Consider the following 15,438-nt stretch of genomic DNA (forward strand, 5'->3'; position numbering starts at 1 on the left):
CGGACGGCCCGGTGATGCCCGGGGCGTGCAGCCCCTCAGTCCTCGACTGCCAGCCCCGCCGCACGCCAGGCCTGGAAGCCGCCGTCCAGGTCGGTCGCCCGGTACAGCCCCAACTGGCGCAGGGAGAGAGCGGCGAGGCTTGAGGCGTAGCCCTCGTTGCAGATGACCACGACCGGCAGATCATGACCGGTCGCTTCCGGGGCGCGGTGCTCGCCGGTCGGGTCGAGTCGCCACTCCAGTTCGTTGCGCTCGACGATCAGCGCGCCGGGGATGGTGCCGTCGCGCTCCCGCAGTTCCGCATAGCGGATGTCCACCAGCAGCCCGCCCGCCTCCTGGACGGCGGCCGCCTCCTGGGGACCGAGCCGGTGCCCCAGCTCGCTCCGGGCCTGCGCCAGCAGTGCGTCGACCGCGCTCATGTCCACTCCTCCGGCTGTTCCACCGCTTCGAGCCGCAGCACCGGCCCGGTGCGGCTGTAGCGGCGCATCAGCGGCAGCGGCGGGTAGTAGGCGTGCACCGACACCGCGTGGGTGTCCGCGGAGAGGTTGAGCACCTGGTGCACATGGTGCGGGCCGAACGCCCGGCCGCGCCCGTCGCTGAGCCGGCGCTCCCGGTCCACGTCATCGGCGAGCTCCAGGGTCCTCCAGCCCTCGGTGGGCAGCGCGGCGGCGAGCGACTGTTCCGTCAGCTCACCCGAGGCCGCGGCGAAGGCGCCCCGGGAGCCGCCGTGGTCGTGCCAGCCGGTGCCGGTGCCGGGCGGCCAGCCGATCAGCCAGGCCTCGGCGCCGCCCGGCCCGTCCAGCCGCAGCCAGGTGCGGCCCTCCGGGTCGAGCGGCAGCGAGGCGACGAGCGCCGGGTCGGCGGCGGCCCGGAGGGCGAAGTCGAGGAGTTCGGAGGCGCCGGGCCCGCCGTCATGGCCGGTGACAGGCGGGCGCGTAGGGGTACGTACGTCGGGCACGGAAACCGTCCTGAGTGATCGCGAAGAGGCGCGGCTGCCGGGCAGAGAAGGGCGGCCGCGCGGGGAGGGAACTGCGGATCAACAGGACGGGCGACACATGCAGCCCGCATAGCGGACCAGGTCGAGATGGACCCTCCGCCAGAATCGCGAGCTGTGGTCAGTCATCCTCGGAGTGAAGCACGGAGCTTCCCACAGGGTCAACCGCGGACGCCGCCCCCTCCCCGGCCCCGTCGCCCCCGGACGCCGCGGTCTCCCCGGAGTCCCCGGACCGCCGGGCCCGTCCGGCTCCGGTGACCGGCCCGTGCGCCCCGCCGCGTACCGCGTTCGCGCACGCCGCCATCTCGGCCGGGCGGACACCGGACAGCGCGGTGACCAGATGGCCGTCCGGCCGCACCAGCAGCACGGTGTGCGCGGCGGCGCCCGGATAGGCCTCGGTGACCAGGATCTCGGCGTCCATGGGCAGCGCGTCGACCGCGTCAGCCAGCCGGGGCATCAGGCCCGCCGACTGCCAGTGCCGACGGTCCCAGACACCGGTGCCGGGGGCGACCAGCACCACCAGCAGACCGTGCCCGAGCCGGTCGCGCAGCCGCACCACCGCACCGTCCGACGCGGTCACCGCCACATCCGTCACCGGCGCGCCGGGCGGCGTCTCGACGAGCGGGCCGCCGGTCTGCCCGGCGGGTGGCCCCAGCGGGGTGCGGGCGTAGACGGGCGGTGCGCCGAGCGGGCCGCGGCCCAGGTGGCCGTCGGTCAGCAGGGTGCTGCGGCCGCGCGCCGCACCCGGCAGGACGGTGCGCCAGCGGACCGCGCGGCCGTCCCGCAGCAGCGGCAGCGCCTGGTCGGCGGCGCGCAGCCGGGCCGCGACCGCGCCCCGGCGCTCGGCCTGGTAGCTGTCGAGCAGCAGGTCGGACGCGCCGTGATGCCAGGCCAGGCCGAGCTTCCAGGCGAGGTTCTCGGCGTCCCGCAGCCCCTCGTCCAGGCCCTGGGTGCCGAGTGCGCCCAGCAGATGCGCGGCGTCCCCGGCGAGGAAGGCACGGCCCCGCCGCCAGTCCCGGGCCAGCCGGTGGTGCACGGTGTGCACCCCGGTGTCGAGGAGTTCGTAGGGCGGGACCAGCCGGCCGTGGCCGCGCCCCCGGGGGAGCGCGCCGTCGCCCTCCGTCCCGGTCTCATCGGCCGGGCCCGCCGGGGACTCGCTGGTCCAGCCGGCCAGCGAGTCGCGGATGCGGGCGACCAGGGCGTCCGGGGTGACCAGTTCGCGTCCCGGCGGCAGCAGCCAGTCCAGCCGCCAGACATGGCCGGCCAGCGGGCGGGCGGAGACCTCGCTGCCCGGTCCGCCGCCCTGCCGGGGCGGGGAGCGATGCAGCAGGGCCTCGCCGGGCCAGGGCAGCTCGCAGCGCAGCGCGGCCACCGCGTGCCGTTCGACGGCCGTACGGCCCGGGAAACGGATGTCCAGCAGCTTGCGCACGGTCGACCGCGGGCCGTCGCAGCCGATCAGGTAACTCCCGTGCCACCACGTCCCGTTGGGGCCGCGGGTGTGGGCGCTGACGCCGTGCTCGTCCTGCTCCAGATCGGCCAGCCGGCTGTCGGTGACGACCTCGGCGAGCTTCTCGTCGGCGAGGGCGGCGCGCAGGGCGCGGGTGAGCGCGTGCTGCGGGAGATGGACCGGGGAGGCGGTCGTGGGGGCGGCGGCGCCGTCCGGGGTGCGCGGGGCGAAGGCGATGCGCTCCCGCAGGCGCCGGCGGCGCATCGTGCGCCAGGCCGTCCAGTGGGTGCCGGCGCTCTCCAGGGTGTCGGCGCAGCCGAGCCGGGCGACGAAGGCGGCGGTGTCCGGGCGGAGCACGACGGTGCGGGCGGGGCGGGGGTCCTCCTCGCCGGTGGTCTCGTCGAGGACGACGGTGGGGACACCGAGCCGGGTGAGGGCGAGGGCGAGGGAGAGGCCGACCGGGCCGGCCCCGACGACGATCACCGGGTCCACGGCGCAGCTCCCCGGGGCCGCTGGTACGTACGGGACATGCGGGAACTGGCAGTTGGAGCCCGGTGCGTGATCACACAGCGTATGCAACCCACTGCGACCGCTCGCGTCAAGTGACGGAGGCGGTGGCGGGGGTGCCACCGCCTCCGGGCGCGGGTACCAGCCCCGCGGCGCGGCTTTGGAGGGCGTCGTGGTTGGCGTCCAGCACCTACGAGGTTGAGACGCCCGGTCGTTCGGGACCTGCTTCCTGCGCGGTATCGGCGAAGGGAGTCCCTGGTCCCTGTCGTTGGCGCACGGAATGCACGCGCAAGGGAGGCGAAATGCAGAAGTGCGGTTGCAGTATTGACGTAAAGGTCCGCGCGCACGTCTGGGAGGGGAAGGCAGACGTGCATGGCCGCGCGAGGAAGAGTGAATCGCCGTGGTAAATGTGCACGGGGCTGCAGCCTGGTCTGGTCTGCAGCCCCGCGGTGACGTTGTCGGAACCTTAGCCACGCAGTTGCGATGCGTATGCCGAGGTAATCAGCAGGGGGTGGAATCCACCTTGCTGGACATTACTTGTACGTGTACCAGACCTTCGCGGCGGTGTTCTTGGGCCAGACCTCGTCGACATCCGTCGTTCCGCCGTTCGTGCCGTGGTAGCTCCAGCCTTTGTGGGCCTTCAGGGAGATCTTCTTGGATTTGCACGACTTGGCCATGTTGCAGCCCCTCAGTCCATGGATGTTTATGTCCTGGAGCTTCCCCTTCTTGTAGGAGGAGAGTGCTGCATCGGGGCGCAGGATCATCATGGCGTAGTCACAGGTCATCTTCCCCTGTGCGTAGACGTTGCCGCCGGAACGCCAGACCGTGACGGAGTTCACGCACCCCTTGTATTTCTTCCCGCTGCCCGAATTCGCCTGGGCGCCGGTTCCGGTCACCAGCACGCACGCCAGCGCAGTCGACCCGACGGCCAGAGCTCGCAGAGTTTTCTTCATGCCGCTACCCCCTTGTTTTGGAGGGCATCGACTTCCGCGCCGCATGGGCTCCCCGGGAAGCCGATTACCGAACCCTCTTGATCAAGAAGCTAGTTGGCGTTCGGCTGATGGGTCAACAGGTATCCAGGTGCGGCTTGATCATTTCCTCGTACGTCTGCACCCTCGACCGTTAGCCCGAGTGGCCGGACGTGTGAAATTCCACCTTCAGTGGATTTGTCCGGAGGTGAGGTATGGACAGTCATTGCCCTTGGCCGGCAAAAGGCGGCGGCATGGGAGTGCCGCCGCCTGTCGTGTGGAGGGCTTGCCGGCCGTCAGTTCTCCTTGCGTTCAGGAGCAGCGGGCACCGCGTCGTTGATGTCCATCGCATCGGTGGCCGTCACCGGCTCGGCGGCTGCCGCGACCACGATGCCGGTCTTGGCCCGACGACCGCGCTGCTCGATCCAGTTGGCGAGCGTGGACAGCGCCAGGCAGAGCGACACGTAGATGGTGCCGGTGACGATGATCACCGGGACGTATGTGTCCTCACCGTTGACGATGACGTTGGTGCTGATCCAACGGGCATTGAAGAGCAGTTCCTCGAAGGTGATGATGTAGCCGAGGGAGGTGTCCTTCAGGGTCACCACGAGCTGGCTGATGATCGTCGGCAGCATCGCCCGCACGGCCTGCGGGATCAGCACCGTCGTCATGACCTGCGTCTTGCTCATGCCCAGCGCGTACGCGGCCTCGCCCTGCCCCTTGGGCACGGAGTTGATGCCGGCCCGCAGCACCTCGGCCTGCACCGAGCCGTTGTAGACCGTCAGGCCGATGACCAGCGCCCAGAACTGCGGCTGGTCCCCGGCCAGACCGAGGCTCTCCCGGTTGCTGAGCAGCACCACCCACAGCGCGTAGATGGTGATCAGCAGCGGCACGGCGCGGAAGAGCTCGATGAAGCCGGTCGCCAGCCAGCGGACCGGCCGGTGGTCGGAGAGCCGCGCCACCGCGAGCAGCACGCCCAGCGCCAGCGACAGCACCGCCGCGACCGCGAAGACCTGGAGTGTGGTCAGCAGGCCGTCGCGGATGTTGGTCCGCACACCGGCGTTGTTGAAGATGTTCCACACCTCGGGTGCGAGCTGGCCCTCGGTGTTCAGCCGCATCACGACGAAGGCGACCAGCGCCAGCACCGTGAGCGCGCCGGCGACGGAGTAGACGCGGTTGCGCGCCTTCGCCTTCGGTCCTGGTACGTCGTAGAGAACGCTGGCGCCGCTCATGTCCTTACCTCGCTTTGTTCCGCCCCGCCTGCGCGCGGCACCCACGTCGTGCTGATCCGCTCCTCACGGCCGCTCATCGGGCGACCCCCATACGGCGCTCCAGCAGCCGGAAGAGGCCGCTGAGGGCGAAGGTGATGATGAGGTAGGCGAGCGCGGTCCACAGGAAGATCCAGGCGATCGCGTAGCCCTTGTCGTTCAGCAGCTTGGAGACGTTGAACAGCTCGCCGTAGCCGAACGCTCCGGCGATCGCGGAGTTCTTCGTCAGTGCGATGAAGATGCTGCTCAAGGGGGGCAGGACGGTGCGCGTCGCCTGCGGGAGGACGATCTGGCCCAGGGTCTGGGAGAACGTCATACCGAGGCTGCGTGCGGCCTCCGCCTGTCCCAGCGGAACGGTGTTGATACCGGACCGCACCGCCTCGCACACGAAGGAGGAGGTGTAGAAGCCGAGCGCCAGCGTGGCCAGCACGTAGGGGCTCGCTCCCTGGAAGAGGATCTGCGGTACGACGAAGAAGGCGACGAGGAAGAGCAGCGTCAGCGGTGTGTTGCGCAGCACCGTGACCCAGGCCGTCCCGAAGGCGCGCAGCGGCGGAATCGGAGAGACCCGGAAACCGGCTATGAGCACGCCGAGTACCAGCGCGAGCAGGGCGCTGGACGCGGTGATCGCCAGGGTTCCGAGGAATCCGTCCCGGAACTCGGGCAGATAATCGAGGAGTACGTTCATGGGGTCTCCGCGGTAGCGGTCATCGGGTCGGCGGCGGGGAGGAGTTCAGCGGCGGTCGAAGACACCGCCCCGTACGCCCGCCGCGGCGGGCGTACGGGGCGGCACGGTCTCCGGTGGGTTCGCGAGCGCCTCAGTAGCGGGGCAGCGGCGTCTCCGGGGCGACGAACTTCGACCCGGACTTGCCGAGCGTGCCGTTGTACGCCTTCTCGTAGTCATCGTTCTTGATGTGGCTCTCCAGCGCGTCGCTGATCGCGTCGCGCAGGGCCTTGTCGTCCTTGTTCATGCCGACGCCGTAGGGCTCCTTGGTGAAGGTCTTGCCGACCACCCGGAGCTTCTCCGGGCGCTGGGCGGCGTAGCCCTTGAGGATCGCGTCGTCGGTGGTGACCGCCTCGACCTGGCCGTCCAGCAGGGACTTCACACAGTCCGAGTACTTCGACTGCTCGCTGGTCTCGGCGCCGTACTTCTTCTTCTTGATCTCCTGCAGCGGAGTGGAGCCGACGATCGAGCAGACCTTCTTGCCCTTGACGGCGTCCGGTCCGGTGATGGACTTGTCGTCCTTGCGCACCAGGAGGTCCGCGCCGGCGGTGTAGTACGGGCCCGCGAAGCCGACCTGCTTCTTGCGCTCGTCGTTGATCGTGTAGGTACCGACGTAGTAGTCGACCTGCCCGTTGGAGATGGTGGTCTCACGGACGTTGGAGTCGATCGTCTTGAACTGGATCTGCTTCTCGGAGAAGCCGAGGTCGGCGGCGACCATCTTGGCGATCTCGATGTCGAAGCCGGAGTACTTGCCGGTGGTGTCCTTGAAGCCCAGGAACGGCTGGTCGGCCTTCACACCGATGACGATCTTCTTGGCCTTCTGCGCCTTCTTCAGCACCGGAGAGTCGATCTTCGGCGCCGAGGCGACCTTGTAGTCGCCGCTGAAGACGTCGCCGCCGGCCGGCTTGTCGCCCGCCGCGCCCTTCTCGCCGCCACACGCGGTCGCCGTCGCCGCCAGCGCGAGCACCATCGCACCGGCCGCAGCCGTCTTACGAATCCTCATGGTGAACATCCTTTGGTTCAACAGGTGTTGGCAATGATGGTGGCCCAACTGCGGCCTCAGTGATGGAGGATCTTCGACAGGAAGTCCTTGGCGCGGTCGCTGCGTGGGTTGTTGAAGAACTGGTTCGGCTCGGCCTCTTCGATGATGCGGCCGTCCGCCATGAAGACGACCCGGTTCGCCGCGGAGCGCGCGAACCCCATCTCATGGGTGACCACGACCATCGTCATGCCGTCCCGGGCGAGCTGCTGCATCACGTCCAGCACCTCGTTGATCATTTCCGGGTCGAGCGCGGAGGTCGGCTCGTCGAACAGCATCACCTTCGGGTCCATCGCCAGCGCACGGGCGATCGCCACCCGCTGCTGCTGACCACCGGAGAGCTGTGCGGGGTACTTGTCCGCCTGAGTGCCGACACCGACCCGGTCGAGCAGGGCGCGGGCCTTCTTCGCGGCCTCTGCCTTGTCCGTTTTGCGAACCTTGGTCTGGCCCAGCATCACGTTCTCGAGCACGGTCTTGTGCGCGAACAGGTTGAAGGACTGGAAGACCATGCCCACGTCGGCGCGCAGCCGGGCCAGTTCGCGGCCCTCCTGCGGCAGCGGCTTCCCGTCGATCGAGATGCTGCCGCTGTCGACGGTCTCCAGGCGGTTGATCGTGCGGCAGAGCGTCGACTTGCCGGAGCCCGAGGGCCCGATCACGACGACGACCTCACCGCGGTTGATCGTCAGGTCGATGTCCTGGAGCACGTGCAGCGCGCCGAAGTGCTTGTTCACGTTGTCCAGCACGACCAGCTGGTCCCCCGTCGGTGCGGGGCCCTCGGCGTTCTTGGTCACCGATACTTCGCTCATCGGCGTGTAGCTCCGTCCTCCTCGGTTGGGGAGGAATCTAGGACGCCCCGCTACCAGCGTCATTACATCTGAGGGGAACTTGAGGATAACGATCCGGCCGCGGCGGGACGCAGGGTGAGCAGCGGGGGCGCCGGGGGCGCGGACACCGCGAGGGTGGTGTCGTGGGCGTACCGGCTGGGTAACGGATGGCGGCGCGGAGGTGACCACCTCTTGACGCACAGGCCTCCCATCGCCGTAGATGCCCTGTGGCCCGTACGCACGCACCCGGGAGGAGGGCCTGATGAGACTGCTGCTCGTCGAGGACGACGATCATGTCGCCGCGGCCCTGTCCGCGGTGCTCGCCAAGCACGGCCTGGCCGTGGTGCACGCCCGCAACGGCGAGGACGCGCTCAAGGCCCTGCTCCCCGACGACGCGGAGCCGTTCGCGGTGGTGCTGCTCGACCTCGGGCTGCCCGACCAGGACGGCTTCGAGGTGTGCGGCCGGATACGCAAGCTCTGCGCCACCCCGGTCATCATGGTCACCGCGCGCTCCGATGTGCGCTCCCGCATCCACGGGCTCAACCTCGGCGCCGACGACTACGTGGTCAAGCCGTACGACACCGGTGAGCTGCTGGCCCGTATCCACGCGGTGAGCCGGCGCAACGCACCGGGCGGCGCCGAGCAGCCCGTCGAGGAGGGCGCCGCCGACGAGTCGCTGCGGCTCGGTGCGGTCACCGTCGAACTCGCCACCCGCCAGGTCTCCGTGGACGGCACCGGCGTCCCGCTCACCCGCAAGGAGTTCGACCTGCTCGCGCTGCTCGCCCAGCGCCCCGGGGTGGTCTTCCGCCGGGAGCAGATCATCAGCGAGGTGTGGCGCACGAGCTGGGAGGGCACCGGCCGGACCCTGGAGGTGCACATCGCCTCCCTGCGCGCCAAGCTCCGCATGCCCGCGCTGATCGAGACGGTGCGCGGCGTCGGCTACCGCCTGGTCGTCCCGGCCGCCGGCCCGGGGGTGCGGACGTCCGCCGCCCCGGCCTCCTGAAGGCCGCCGCGACCAGGTGCGCACCCGACTCCTCCCGCTCCTCATCGTCCTCATGGCCGGTGTCCTGCTCGCGCTCGGCATCCCGCTCGGCGTGATCACGGCCGGGGTCGAGCAGCAGCGGGTGGTCGTCGACCGGATCGACGACGCCGCCCGCTTCGCCTCCCTCGCCCAGTTCGTCACCGCCCGACCCGGCGCGGAGGCCGGGGACAAGACCCCGGAGGAGGACGAGCGGCGCGCCACCCTCCGTACCGAACTCGCCCGGTACTACGACCTCTACGGCATACGTGCCGGGGTCTTCTACCGCGATCGCACTCCCATGGCCGCCGCCCCCGCCGGCCTGCCGGTACCCCGGGACGGTGAGGCCGCACGGGCGTTCAGCGAGGCGCTGGCCGGCCGCCGCAGCCACGACCCGCACCAGGTCTGGCCCTGGGACGACACCGGCCGCATCCCGGTCGCCTCCCCTGTGATCCGCGACGGCGACGTGGTCGCCGTCGTCATGACCGACTCGCCCACGGGGCAGCTGCGCACGCACGTCCTGCGCGGCTGGCTGCTGATCGCCGCCGGTGAGTGCGCGGCGATGCTCGTCGCGGTCGCCGCCGCCTTCCGCCTCACCGGCTGGGTGCTGCGGCCCGTACGGGTCCTGGACACGGCCAGCCACGACATCGCCACCGGCCGGATGAACGCCCGGGTCGCCGCCACCGCGGGCCCGCCCGAACTGCGCCGGCTGGCCCGCTCGTTCAACGAGATGGCCGACCACGTCGAGGACGTCCTGGAACAGCAGCGCGCCTTTGTCGCCGACGCCTCCCACCAGCTGCGCAACCCGCTGTCCGCACTGCTGCTGCGGATCGAGCTGCTGGCCCTCGAACTCCCCGACGGCAACGCGGAGATCGCCTCGGTCCGCACCGAGGGCAAGCGGCTCGCCCGGGTCCTGGACGACCTGCTCGGCCTCGCCCTCGCCGAGCACACCGCCGCCGACCTCCAGCTCACCGATGTCGCGGAGCTGGCCGCCGAGCGCGTCGACTCCTGGCGCCCGCTGGCCGACGACAAGGGGGTCGTCCTCACCTACGAGGGGCACAGCGCCGTCACCGGCTGGGCCGACCCGGTGGCCCTCTCCAGCGCACTGGACGCGGTGATCGACAACGCGCTGAAGTTCACCCCGGAGGACCGCCCGGTCACCGTCGGCGTCGCCCCGGCCGGCGAGCGCGTCGACATCACCGTCACCGACCGCGGCCCCGGCCTCACCGACGACGAGCTCGCCCGGGTCGGCGACCGCTTCTGGCGCAGCAGCCGCCACCAGAACGTCTCCGGCTCCGGACTCGGCCTGTCCATCACCCGCGCCCTGCTCGCCGCGGGCGGCGCGACCATCGCCTACGCCCCGCATCCGCCGCACGGGCTGAAGGTCACCGTGACCGTGCCGCGCACCGAGCCGTGAGGCGGGCGCCGCGCGGGACGCTGGACAACCGCACCGGCTGTGCTACCGTCGACGACGTTGCAGTTGTGGTACCCATGAACTTTGTGCGCGCCCGGAGGCTGAAGCCCCGGGCGTTCCTTGTTATCCGGACCTGTTCCGGTGTGGGGCGATCATCTCGGCGACAAGGAGGCCGCGCAGTGTGGTCTCCCGTTTGCCCCATGAAGGAGAAAAACATGGCTTCCGGCACCGTCAAGTGGTTCAACTCGGAAAAGGGCTTCGGCTTCATCGAGCAGGACGGCGGCGGCCCCGACGTCTTCGCCCACTACTCGAACATCGCCGCGCAGGGCTTCCGTGAGCTCCTCGAGGGCCAGAAGGTCACCTTCGACGTGACCCAGGGCCCCAAGGGCCCGCAGGCGGAGAACATCGTCGCCGCCTGACGCCTTCCGCGTCCTGTGAGCGGGGCCCGCACCGGTACGTCCGGTGCGGGCCCCGGTCCGTTCTTCCGGCGCCTCTCCCGGCCCCCGGGCCGCCCTCAGGGCTTCTGGGACACGTAATAGCGCCGGGCGCCCGTGTGCAGCTCCAGCGGATCGGTGAACACCGCCGTCCGCAGATCCACCTTCTGCGCGGCATGCACCTGGCGGCCGATCCGGTCCCGGCTGTCGATGACGGTCCGGGTGATGCCCTCGGTCAGCGCGGCGTCCGCCCGGTCCGTCGTCACCAGCAGGTTCGCCACCGCGATCGTCTTCACCGCCTTCCCGCCCTGGGCCATCGGATAGGCGTCGGCGGGCATCACCGCGGCCCGGTAGTAGCGGGTGCGCTCCCCCTGCCGGTGCAGCGCCTCACTCAGGTCCCCGAGCTGGACCAGCCGCACCGGGAAGCGCCGCGCCAGGTGCTGCACCGCCGTCGTCGGCAGCCCGCCGGACCAGAAGAACGCGTCGAGCTTGTGCTGCTCCAGCAGCTTCGGCATCCGGTCGATGCCGACCCGCACCGGCTCGATGTCCTGGTTGAAGTCCAGCCCGGCCGCCTCCAGCAGCCGCCGGGTGATCAGCTGGACGCCGGAGCCGTCCGCCCCGACGCCCACCCGCAGCCGCCGCAGATCCTTCGTCGAGCGCACCGCGGAACCCTTCGGCACCACCAGCTGCGCGTAGTCGTCGTACAGCCGCGCACAGGCCCGCAGCCGGTCCGCGCCGGCCTCGCCCCTGATCTTGTACGTGGCGACCGCGTCCGCCGTCGCGATGGTGAACTTCGCGCGCCCCGCGACCAGCTGCCGCAGATTGTCGATCGAGCCCTCGCTGCGGGTCAGCCGGAGATCCACATCCGGCAGGTCACGGGCCAGATCCTGCTGCAGCAGCTCCCCGTAGCGCGCGTAGACACCGGTCGGGACGCCGGTCGCCATCGTCACCTGCCCCCGGGGAACGGGCGCAGCGCCCGTCGACATCAGCCACCACAGCCCCAGCCCGAGGGCGACCAGCGCCGCGATCGCCGCCTGGACGGCCCGCCGGCCGGTACGGGGGAGTGCTGTGACCATGGGCGGGATACTGCCAGGAGCACGGCGGGAACGGGAGGGGTGAGGCCCGGTCGTGACCTCACCGGAGCCGTACCGGACCGCGGTTGCACCCGGAACACCAGGCGATACGGTGGCGACGTGGCGCCCGTACCGCTCCGGCGGCAGAGGGCGGCCCCTCACCTGGTGACACAGCGGGGACCCGGCACGTCCCCACCCGCGCGCCCGGCGGCGCGCACCCAAGAGCATCCCTCCAGCCCGAGCGCACCGGCGCCGGTACCCCACAGCGGCCCTCTGACGCGCCGGTGCGGGAAGCGACACCTCATGAAACCGCCCACCGCACTGCGGCCCGACACCCGTGCCCGGTCCGAAACCGTCCGCCCGCCTCCCGCGGCCGCCGATCTCGGACTGCTCCTCCTGCGGCTGACCGTGGGGCTCATCCTGGCCGGCCACGGCGCCCAGAAGCTCTTCGGCTTCTTCGGCGGCCGCGGACTCGACACCACCGCCCAGGGCTTCGAAGCCCTCGGCTACCGCCCCGGCACCTTCTTCGCCGGCCTCGCCGGAGCCACGGAAGTCCTCGGCGGCCTCGGCCTCGCCCTCGGCCTGCTCACCCCGCTGGCAGCCGCCGCATTGATCGGCGTGATGATCAACGCCATGGTCCTCGCGGCGCCCAAAGGGCTCTGGGCGGAGACCGGCGGCCTCGAATACCCGCTGACCATCGCCGTCGTCGCGCTGGCCGTAGCGGCCACCGGCCCCGGCCGCTACGCCCTCGACCGGCCCTTCCGCTGGGGCCACGGCGGCTGGCGCAGCGCGGCTTTCGCCCTGGGGGTCGGCGGCCTCGTCGCCGCGGTCGTGCTCGCCCTCTGAGCGGACGCCCGCCCTCCTGCGCCGGACGGTCCCGACCGGGCCTCCGGCGTCGGGAGGCACTCCCGGCACCGCCTACCCTTGAGACATGACCAGCAGCGACCGGAGCCAGGCAGTGGGCGTCGACAAGAGTTACGAGATCCGCACCTACGGGTGCCAGATGAACGTCCACGACTCCGAGCGGCTGTCCGGCCTGCTGGAAGAGGCCGGATACGTACCCGCTCCCAAGGACGGCGACGGCGCCGACGTCGTGGTCTTCAACACCTGCGCGGTGCGGGAGAACGCCGACAACCGGCTCTACGGCAACCTCGGTCAGCTCGCCCCGAAGAAGGCCGCGCGCCCCGGCATGCAGATCGCCGTGGGCGGCTGCCTCGCCCAGAAGGACCGCGACACCATCGTCAAGAAGGCCCCCTGGGTCGACGTGGTCTTCGGGACGCACAACATCGGCAAGCTGCCGGTGCTGCTGGAGCGCGCCCGCGTCCAGGAAGAGGCGCAGGTCGAGATCGCCGAGTCGCTGGAGGCCTTCCCCTCGACCCTGCCCACCCGGCGGGAGAGCGCCTACGCGGCCTGGGTCTCCATCTCCGTCGGCTGCAACAACACCTGCACCTTCTGCATCGTGCCCGCGCTGCGCGGCAAGGAGAAGGACCGCCGGCCCGGCGACATCCTCGCCGAGATCGAGGCGCTGGTCTCCGAGGGCGTCAGCGAGATCACCCTGCTCGGCCAGAACGTCAACGCCTACGGCTCCGACATCGGCGACCGCGAGGCCTTCAGCAAGCTGCTGCGTGCCTGCGGGAAGATCGAGGGCCTGGAGCGGGTCCGCTTCACCTCCCCGCACCCCCGTGACTTCACCGACGACGTCATCGCCGCCATGGCCGAGACGCCGAACGTCATGCCGCAGCTCCACATGCCGCTCCAGTCCGGCTCGGACACCGTCCTGAAGGCGATGCGCCGCTCGTACCGCCAGGAGCGCTTCCTCGGCATCATCGAGAAGGTGCGCGCCGCCATGCCGGACGCCGCGATCTCCACCGACATCATCGTCGGCTTCCCGGGCGAGACCGAGGAGGACTTCGAGCAGACCCTGCACACGGTCCGCGAGTCCCGCTTCGCCCAGGCCTTCACCTTCCAGTACTCCAAGCGCCCCGGAACCCCGGCCGCCGACATGGAGGGCCAGATCCCCAAGGCCGTCGTCCAGGAACGCTACGAGCGCCTGGTCGCCCTCCAGGAGGAGATCTCCTGGTCGGAGAACAAGAAGCAGGTCGGCCGCACGCTGGAGGTCCTGGTCGCCGAGGGCGAGGGCCGCAAGGACGACGCGACCCGCCGCCTGTCCGGCCGCGCCCCCGACAACCGCCTCGTCCACTTCACCCGCCCCGACGAGCCGGTCCGCCCCGGCGACGTGGTCACCGTCGAGATCACCTACGCCGCTCCGCACCACCTCCTGGCCGAAGGCGCGGCCCAGGCGGTGCGCCGTACCCGGGCCGGGGACGCCTGGGAGAAGCGCAACGCCGCCCCGGCGCAGAAGCCCCAGGGCGTGCTGCTGGGTCTGCCCACCATCGGGGCCCCGGCGCCGAGCCCGGCGCCCGCCGCCGGCTGCGGCTGCGACTGACCGGGCGCTCCCAGGGCGCGGCGAACGGCCCCGCACCAGGGGCGTTACGCTGCGTGTCATGCTCGTAGCCGCCGCCCTCTGCCCCTGCCCGCCGCTGCTCGTCCCGGAGGTGGCCGCCGGGGCGGCGCCCGAACTCGACGCGCTGCGCGCCGCCTGTCTCGACGCGGTCGGCGTGCTCGGCGCCGCCCGCCCCGACCGGCTGATCGTCCTCGGCCCGGCCGACGAGGCCGGGCAGGGACGGTACCCCCAGGGCTCCGTCGGTTCCTTCCGCGGCTTCGGGGTGGACCTCGAGGTGTCGCTGGGCGCCGCGGAGACCGCCCCGGACCGGGAACTCCCGCCGTCGCTGTCCGTCGGCGCCTGGCTGCTGTCCCGTACGGACTGGGACGACGCTCCCGTGGAGGCGCTGGGGGTGGACCCGTCCCTGCCCCGCGACCGCTGTCTGGAACTGGGCCGGGAGACCGCCGCGGGCGCTCCCCGGGTCGCGCTGCTGGTGCTGGGCGACGGCAGCGCCTGCCGGACGGTGAAGGCGCCCGGCTACTTCGACGAGCGGGCCGAGGCTTTCGACGCCGGGACGGCCCGCGCCCTGGGCGAGGCCGACACCGCCGCACTGGCCGCGCTCGACGCGGAGCCGGCCGCCGGCCTCCAGGTGTCCGGGCGGGCCTGCTGGCAGGTCCTCGCGGGGGCGGCGGAGGGCGCGGGCCTCAGCGGCCGGCTGCTCCGCGAGGAGGCTCCCTACGGCGTGGGCTACTTCGTGGCGGCCTGGTCGTAGGGCGGCCGCCCGGCGTACGGCGAGGGCCACGCGGCCCCGTGGCCCGCGGCCGTTGTGGCGGTGCCGCGGTCAGCGCGTCCGGTGCTGCGCGCTCTCGCTGTCCGCGGCGGCCTCCGCCGACTGCTGCCGCGGGATACCGGCGCTCTCACCGGCCTGCTCGGCCCGCGGCGCCCCGGTGTCCGCCGTCTCCTCCGTCTCGGCCGCCGCGTCGCCGGACGCTTCCGGGGGTGCCGCGTCCGCCTTCTCAGCCGCCGGGCGCTCGGCGGCGTCCGCGACCTCCCCGGTGCCCCCGGCGTCCGACGGAGCCTCCTGCGGCTCCTCCGCCCCGGCCGCCACCGCCGTCGTGGCACTCTCCTCCGTCACCGCTCCGGACTTACGGCGGCGAAACCGCGAAAACACGCCCATAACTGCTCCTACGCTCTTCCTGTGGTGACATCCCCGGCCACATCCCTGGCCCTCCGGGAGCGGACCGTTACGCCGCCCGCGGGCGCCGGTGCTGCTTCCGGCTCTCGGGACCTC

General features: G+C 71.6%; 17 protein-coding genes. 6 read left to right on the forward strand and 11 right to left on the reverse strand.

What is annotated here, in order from left to right:
- Window positions 1-35 precede the first annotated feature (35 nt).
- From ACGFN2_RS29740 to ACGFN2_RS29780, 9 genes are all read right to left on the reverse strand, one after another.
- Window positions 36-416: a rhodanese-like domain-containing protein gene (locus ACGFN2_RS29740; RefSeq protein WP_362605342.1), complete on the reverse strand. Its 381-nt coding sequence runs from the start codon at window positions 414-416 to the stop codon at window positions 36-38.
- Window positions 413-955 carry a cysteine dioxygenase gene (locus ACGFN2_RS29745; protein ID WP_362605340.1) on the reverse strand — a complete coding sequence of 181 codons (543 nt, stop codon included), beginning with the start codon at window positions 953-955 and terminating at the stop codon, window positions 413-415. The genes ACGFN2_RS29740 and ACGFN2_RS29745 overlap by 4 nt, the downstream gene beginning before the upstream one ends.
- A gap of 78 nt (window positions 956-1,033) precedes the next feature.
- Entirely contained in the window at window positions 1,034-1,120 is an 87-nt protein-coding gene (locus tag ACGFN2_RS29750; protein ID WP_311044721.1) for a putative leader peptide, read from the reverse strand.
- Window positions 1,113-2,930: an FAD-dependent monooxygenase gene (locus ACGFN2_RS29755; protein WP_362605338.1), complete on the reverse strand. Its 1,818-nt coding sequence runs from the start codon at window positions 2,928-2,930 to the stop codon at window positions 1,113-1,115. The genes ACGFN2_RS29750 and ACGFN2_RS29755 overlap by 8 nt, the downstream gene beginning before the upstream one ends.
- Window positions 2,931-3,478: 548 nt before the next feature.
- Complete coding sequence (locus tag ACGFN2_RS29760; RefSeq protein ID WP_362605336.1) at window positions 3,479-3,898, reverse strand: hypothetical protein; 420 nt, start codon at window positions 3,896-3,898, stop codon at window positions 3,479-3,481.
- 311 nt (window positions 3,899-4,209) lie between these two features.
- Window positions 4,210-5,145 carry an amino acid ABC transporter permease gene (locus ACGFN2_RS29765; RefSeq protein WP_362605334.1) on the reverse strand — a complete coding sequence of 312 codons (936 nt, stop codon included), beginning with the start codon at window positions 5,143-5,145 and terminating at the stop codon, window positions 4,210-4,212.
- Between the two features lie 73 nt (window positions 5,146-5,218).
- Window positions 5,219-5,866, reverse strand: a complete 648-nt coding sequence (locus tag ACGFN2_RS29770; RefSeq protein WP_362605332.1) for an amino acid ABC transporter permease — start codon at window positions 5,864-5,866, stop codon at window positions 5,219-5,221.
- A gap of 130 nt (window positions 5,867-5,996) precedes the next feature.
- Window positions 5,997-6,905 carry a glutamate ABC transporter substrate-binding protein gene (locus ACGFN2_RS29775; protein ID WP_362605330.1) on the reverse strand — a complete coding sequence of 303 codons (909 nt, stop codon included), beginning with the start codon at window positions 6,903-6,905 and terminating at the stop codon, window positions 5,997-5,999.
- Window positions 6,906-6,961: 56 nt separating this feature from the next.
- Window positions 6,962-7,747, reverse strand: a complete 786-nt coding sequence (locus ACGFN2_RS29780; protein ID WP_362605328.1) for an amino acid ABC transporter ATP-binding protein — start codon at window positions 7,745-7,747, stop codon at window positions 6,962-6,964.
- A 280-nt stretch (window positions 7,748-8,027) separates the two neighbouring features.
- On the opposite strand from ACGFN2_RS29780, the gene ACGFN2_RS29785 reads away from it, so the two are divergent.
- The 3 genes from ACGFN2_RS29785 (at window position 8,028) to ACGFN2_RS29795 (ending at window position 10,616) form a co-directional block, all read left to right on the forward strand.
- The gene (locus tag ACGFN2_RS29785; RefSeq protein WP_393365616.1) at window positions 8,028-8,768 is read left to right on the forward strand and encodes a response regulator transcription factor; all 741 of its coding nucleotides are present in this window, start codon (window positions 8,028-8,030) and stop codon (window positions 8,766-8,768) included.
- Between the two features lie 16 nt (window positions 8,769-8,784).
- The gene (locus ACGFN2_RS29790) at window positions 8,785-10,200 is read left to right on the forward strand and encodes a HAMP domain-containing sensor histidine kinase (RefSeq protein ID WP_362605322.1); all 1,416 of its coding nucleotides are present in this window, start codon (window positions 8,785-8,787) and stop codon (window positions 10,198-10,200) included.
- A gap of 212 nt (window positions 10,201-10,412) precedes the next feature.
- Window positions 10,413-10,616 carry a cold-shock protein gene (locus ACGFN2_RS29795; protein ID WP_006602702.1) on the forward strand — a complete coding sequence of 68 codons (204 nt, stop codon included), beginning with the start codon at window positions 10,413-10,415 and terminating at the stop codon, window positions 10,614-10,616.
- Window positions 10,617-10,711: 95 nt separating this feature from the next.
- Here ACGFN2_RS29795 and ACGFN2_RS29800 read toward each other — a convergent pair whose 3' ends face one another.
- Entirely contained in the window at window positions 10,712-11,707 is a 996-nt protein-coding gene (locus ACGFN2_RS29800; RefSeq protein WP_393365619.1) for a TAXI family TRAP transporter solute-binding subunit, read from the reverse strand.
- Window positions 11,708-12,007: 300 nt separating this feature from the next.
- On the opposite strand from ACGFN2_RS29800, the gene ACGFN2_RS29805 reads away from it, so the two are divergent.
- The 3 genes from ACGFN2_RS29805 (at window position 12,008) to ACGFN2_RS29815 (ending at window position 14,919) form a co-directional block, all read left to right on the forward strand.
- A complete protein-coding gene (locus tag ACGFN2_RS29805) occupies window positions 12,008-12,550 on the forward strand; it encodes a DoxX family protein (protein WP_362605318.1) in 543 nt (180 codons plus the stop codon).
- Window positions 12,551-12,635: 85 nt separating this feature from the next.
- On the forward strand, window positions 12,636-14,150 hold the full coding sequence (gene miaB / locus ACGFN2_RS29810) for a tRNA (N6-isopentenyl adenosine(37)-C2)-methylthiotransferase MiaB (protein WP_393365621.1): 1,515 nt from the start codon (window positions 12,636-12,638) through the stop codon (window positions 14,148-14,150).
- Between the two features lie 58 nt (window positions 14,151-14,208).
- On the forward strand, window positions 14,209-14,919 hold the full coding sequence (locus ACGFN2_RS29815; RefSeq protein WP_393365623.1) for a class III extradiol dioxygenase subunit B-like domain-containing protein: 711 nt from the start codon (window positions 14,209-14,211) through the stop codon (window positions 14,917-14,919).
- Window positions 14,920-14,988: 69 nt separating this feature from the next.
- On the opposite strand, the gene ACGFN2_RS29820 is transcribed toward ACGFN2_RS29815, so the two are convergent.
- The gene (locus ACGFN2_RS29820) at window positions 14,989-15,318 is read right to left on the reverse strand and encodes a hypothetical protein (RefSeq protein WP_393365625.1); all 330 of its coding nucleotides are present in this window, start codon (window positions 15,316-15,318) and stop codon (window positions 14,989-14,991) included.
- Between the last annotated feature and the right edge of the window lie 120 nt (window positions 15,319-15,438).

The sequence above is a fragment of the Streptomyces sp. NPDC048612 genome, from assembly GCF_043199295.1.
Classification (GTDB): Bacteria; Actinomycetota; Actinomycetes; order Streptomycetales; family Streptomycetaceae; genus Streptomyces.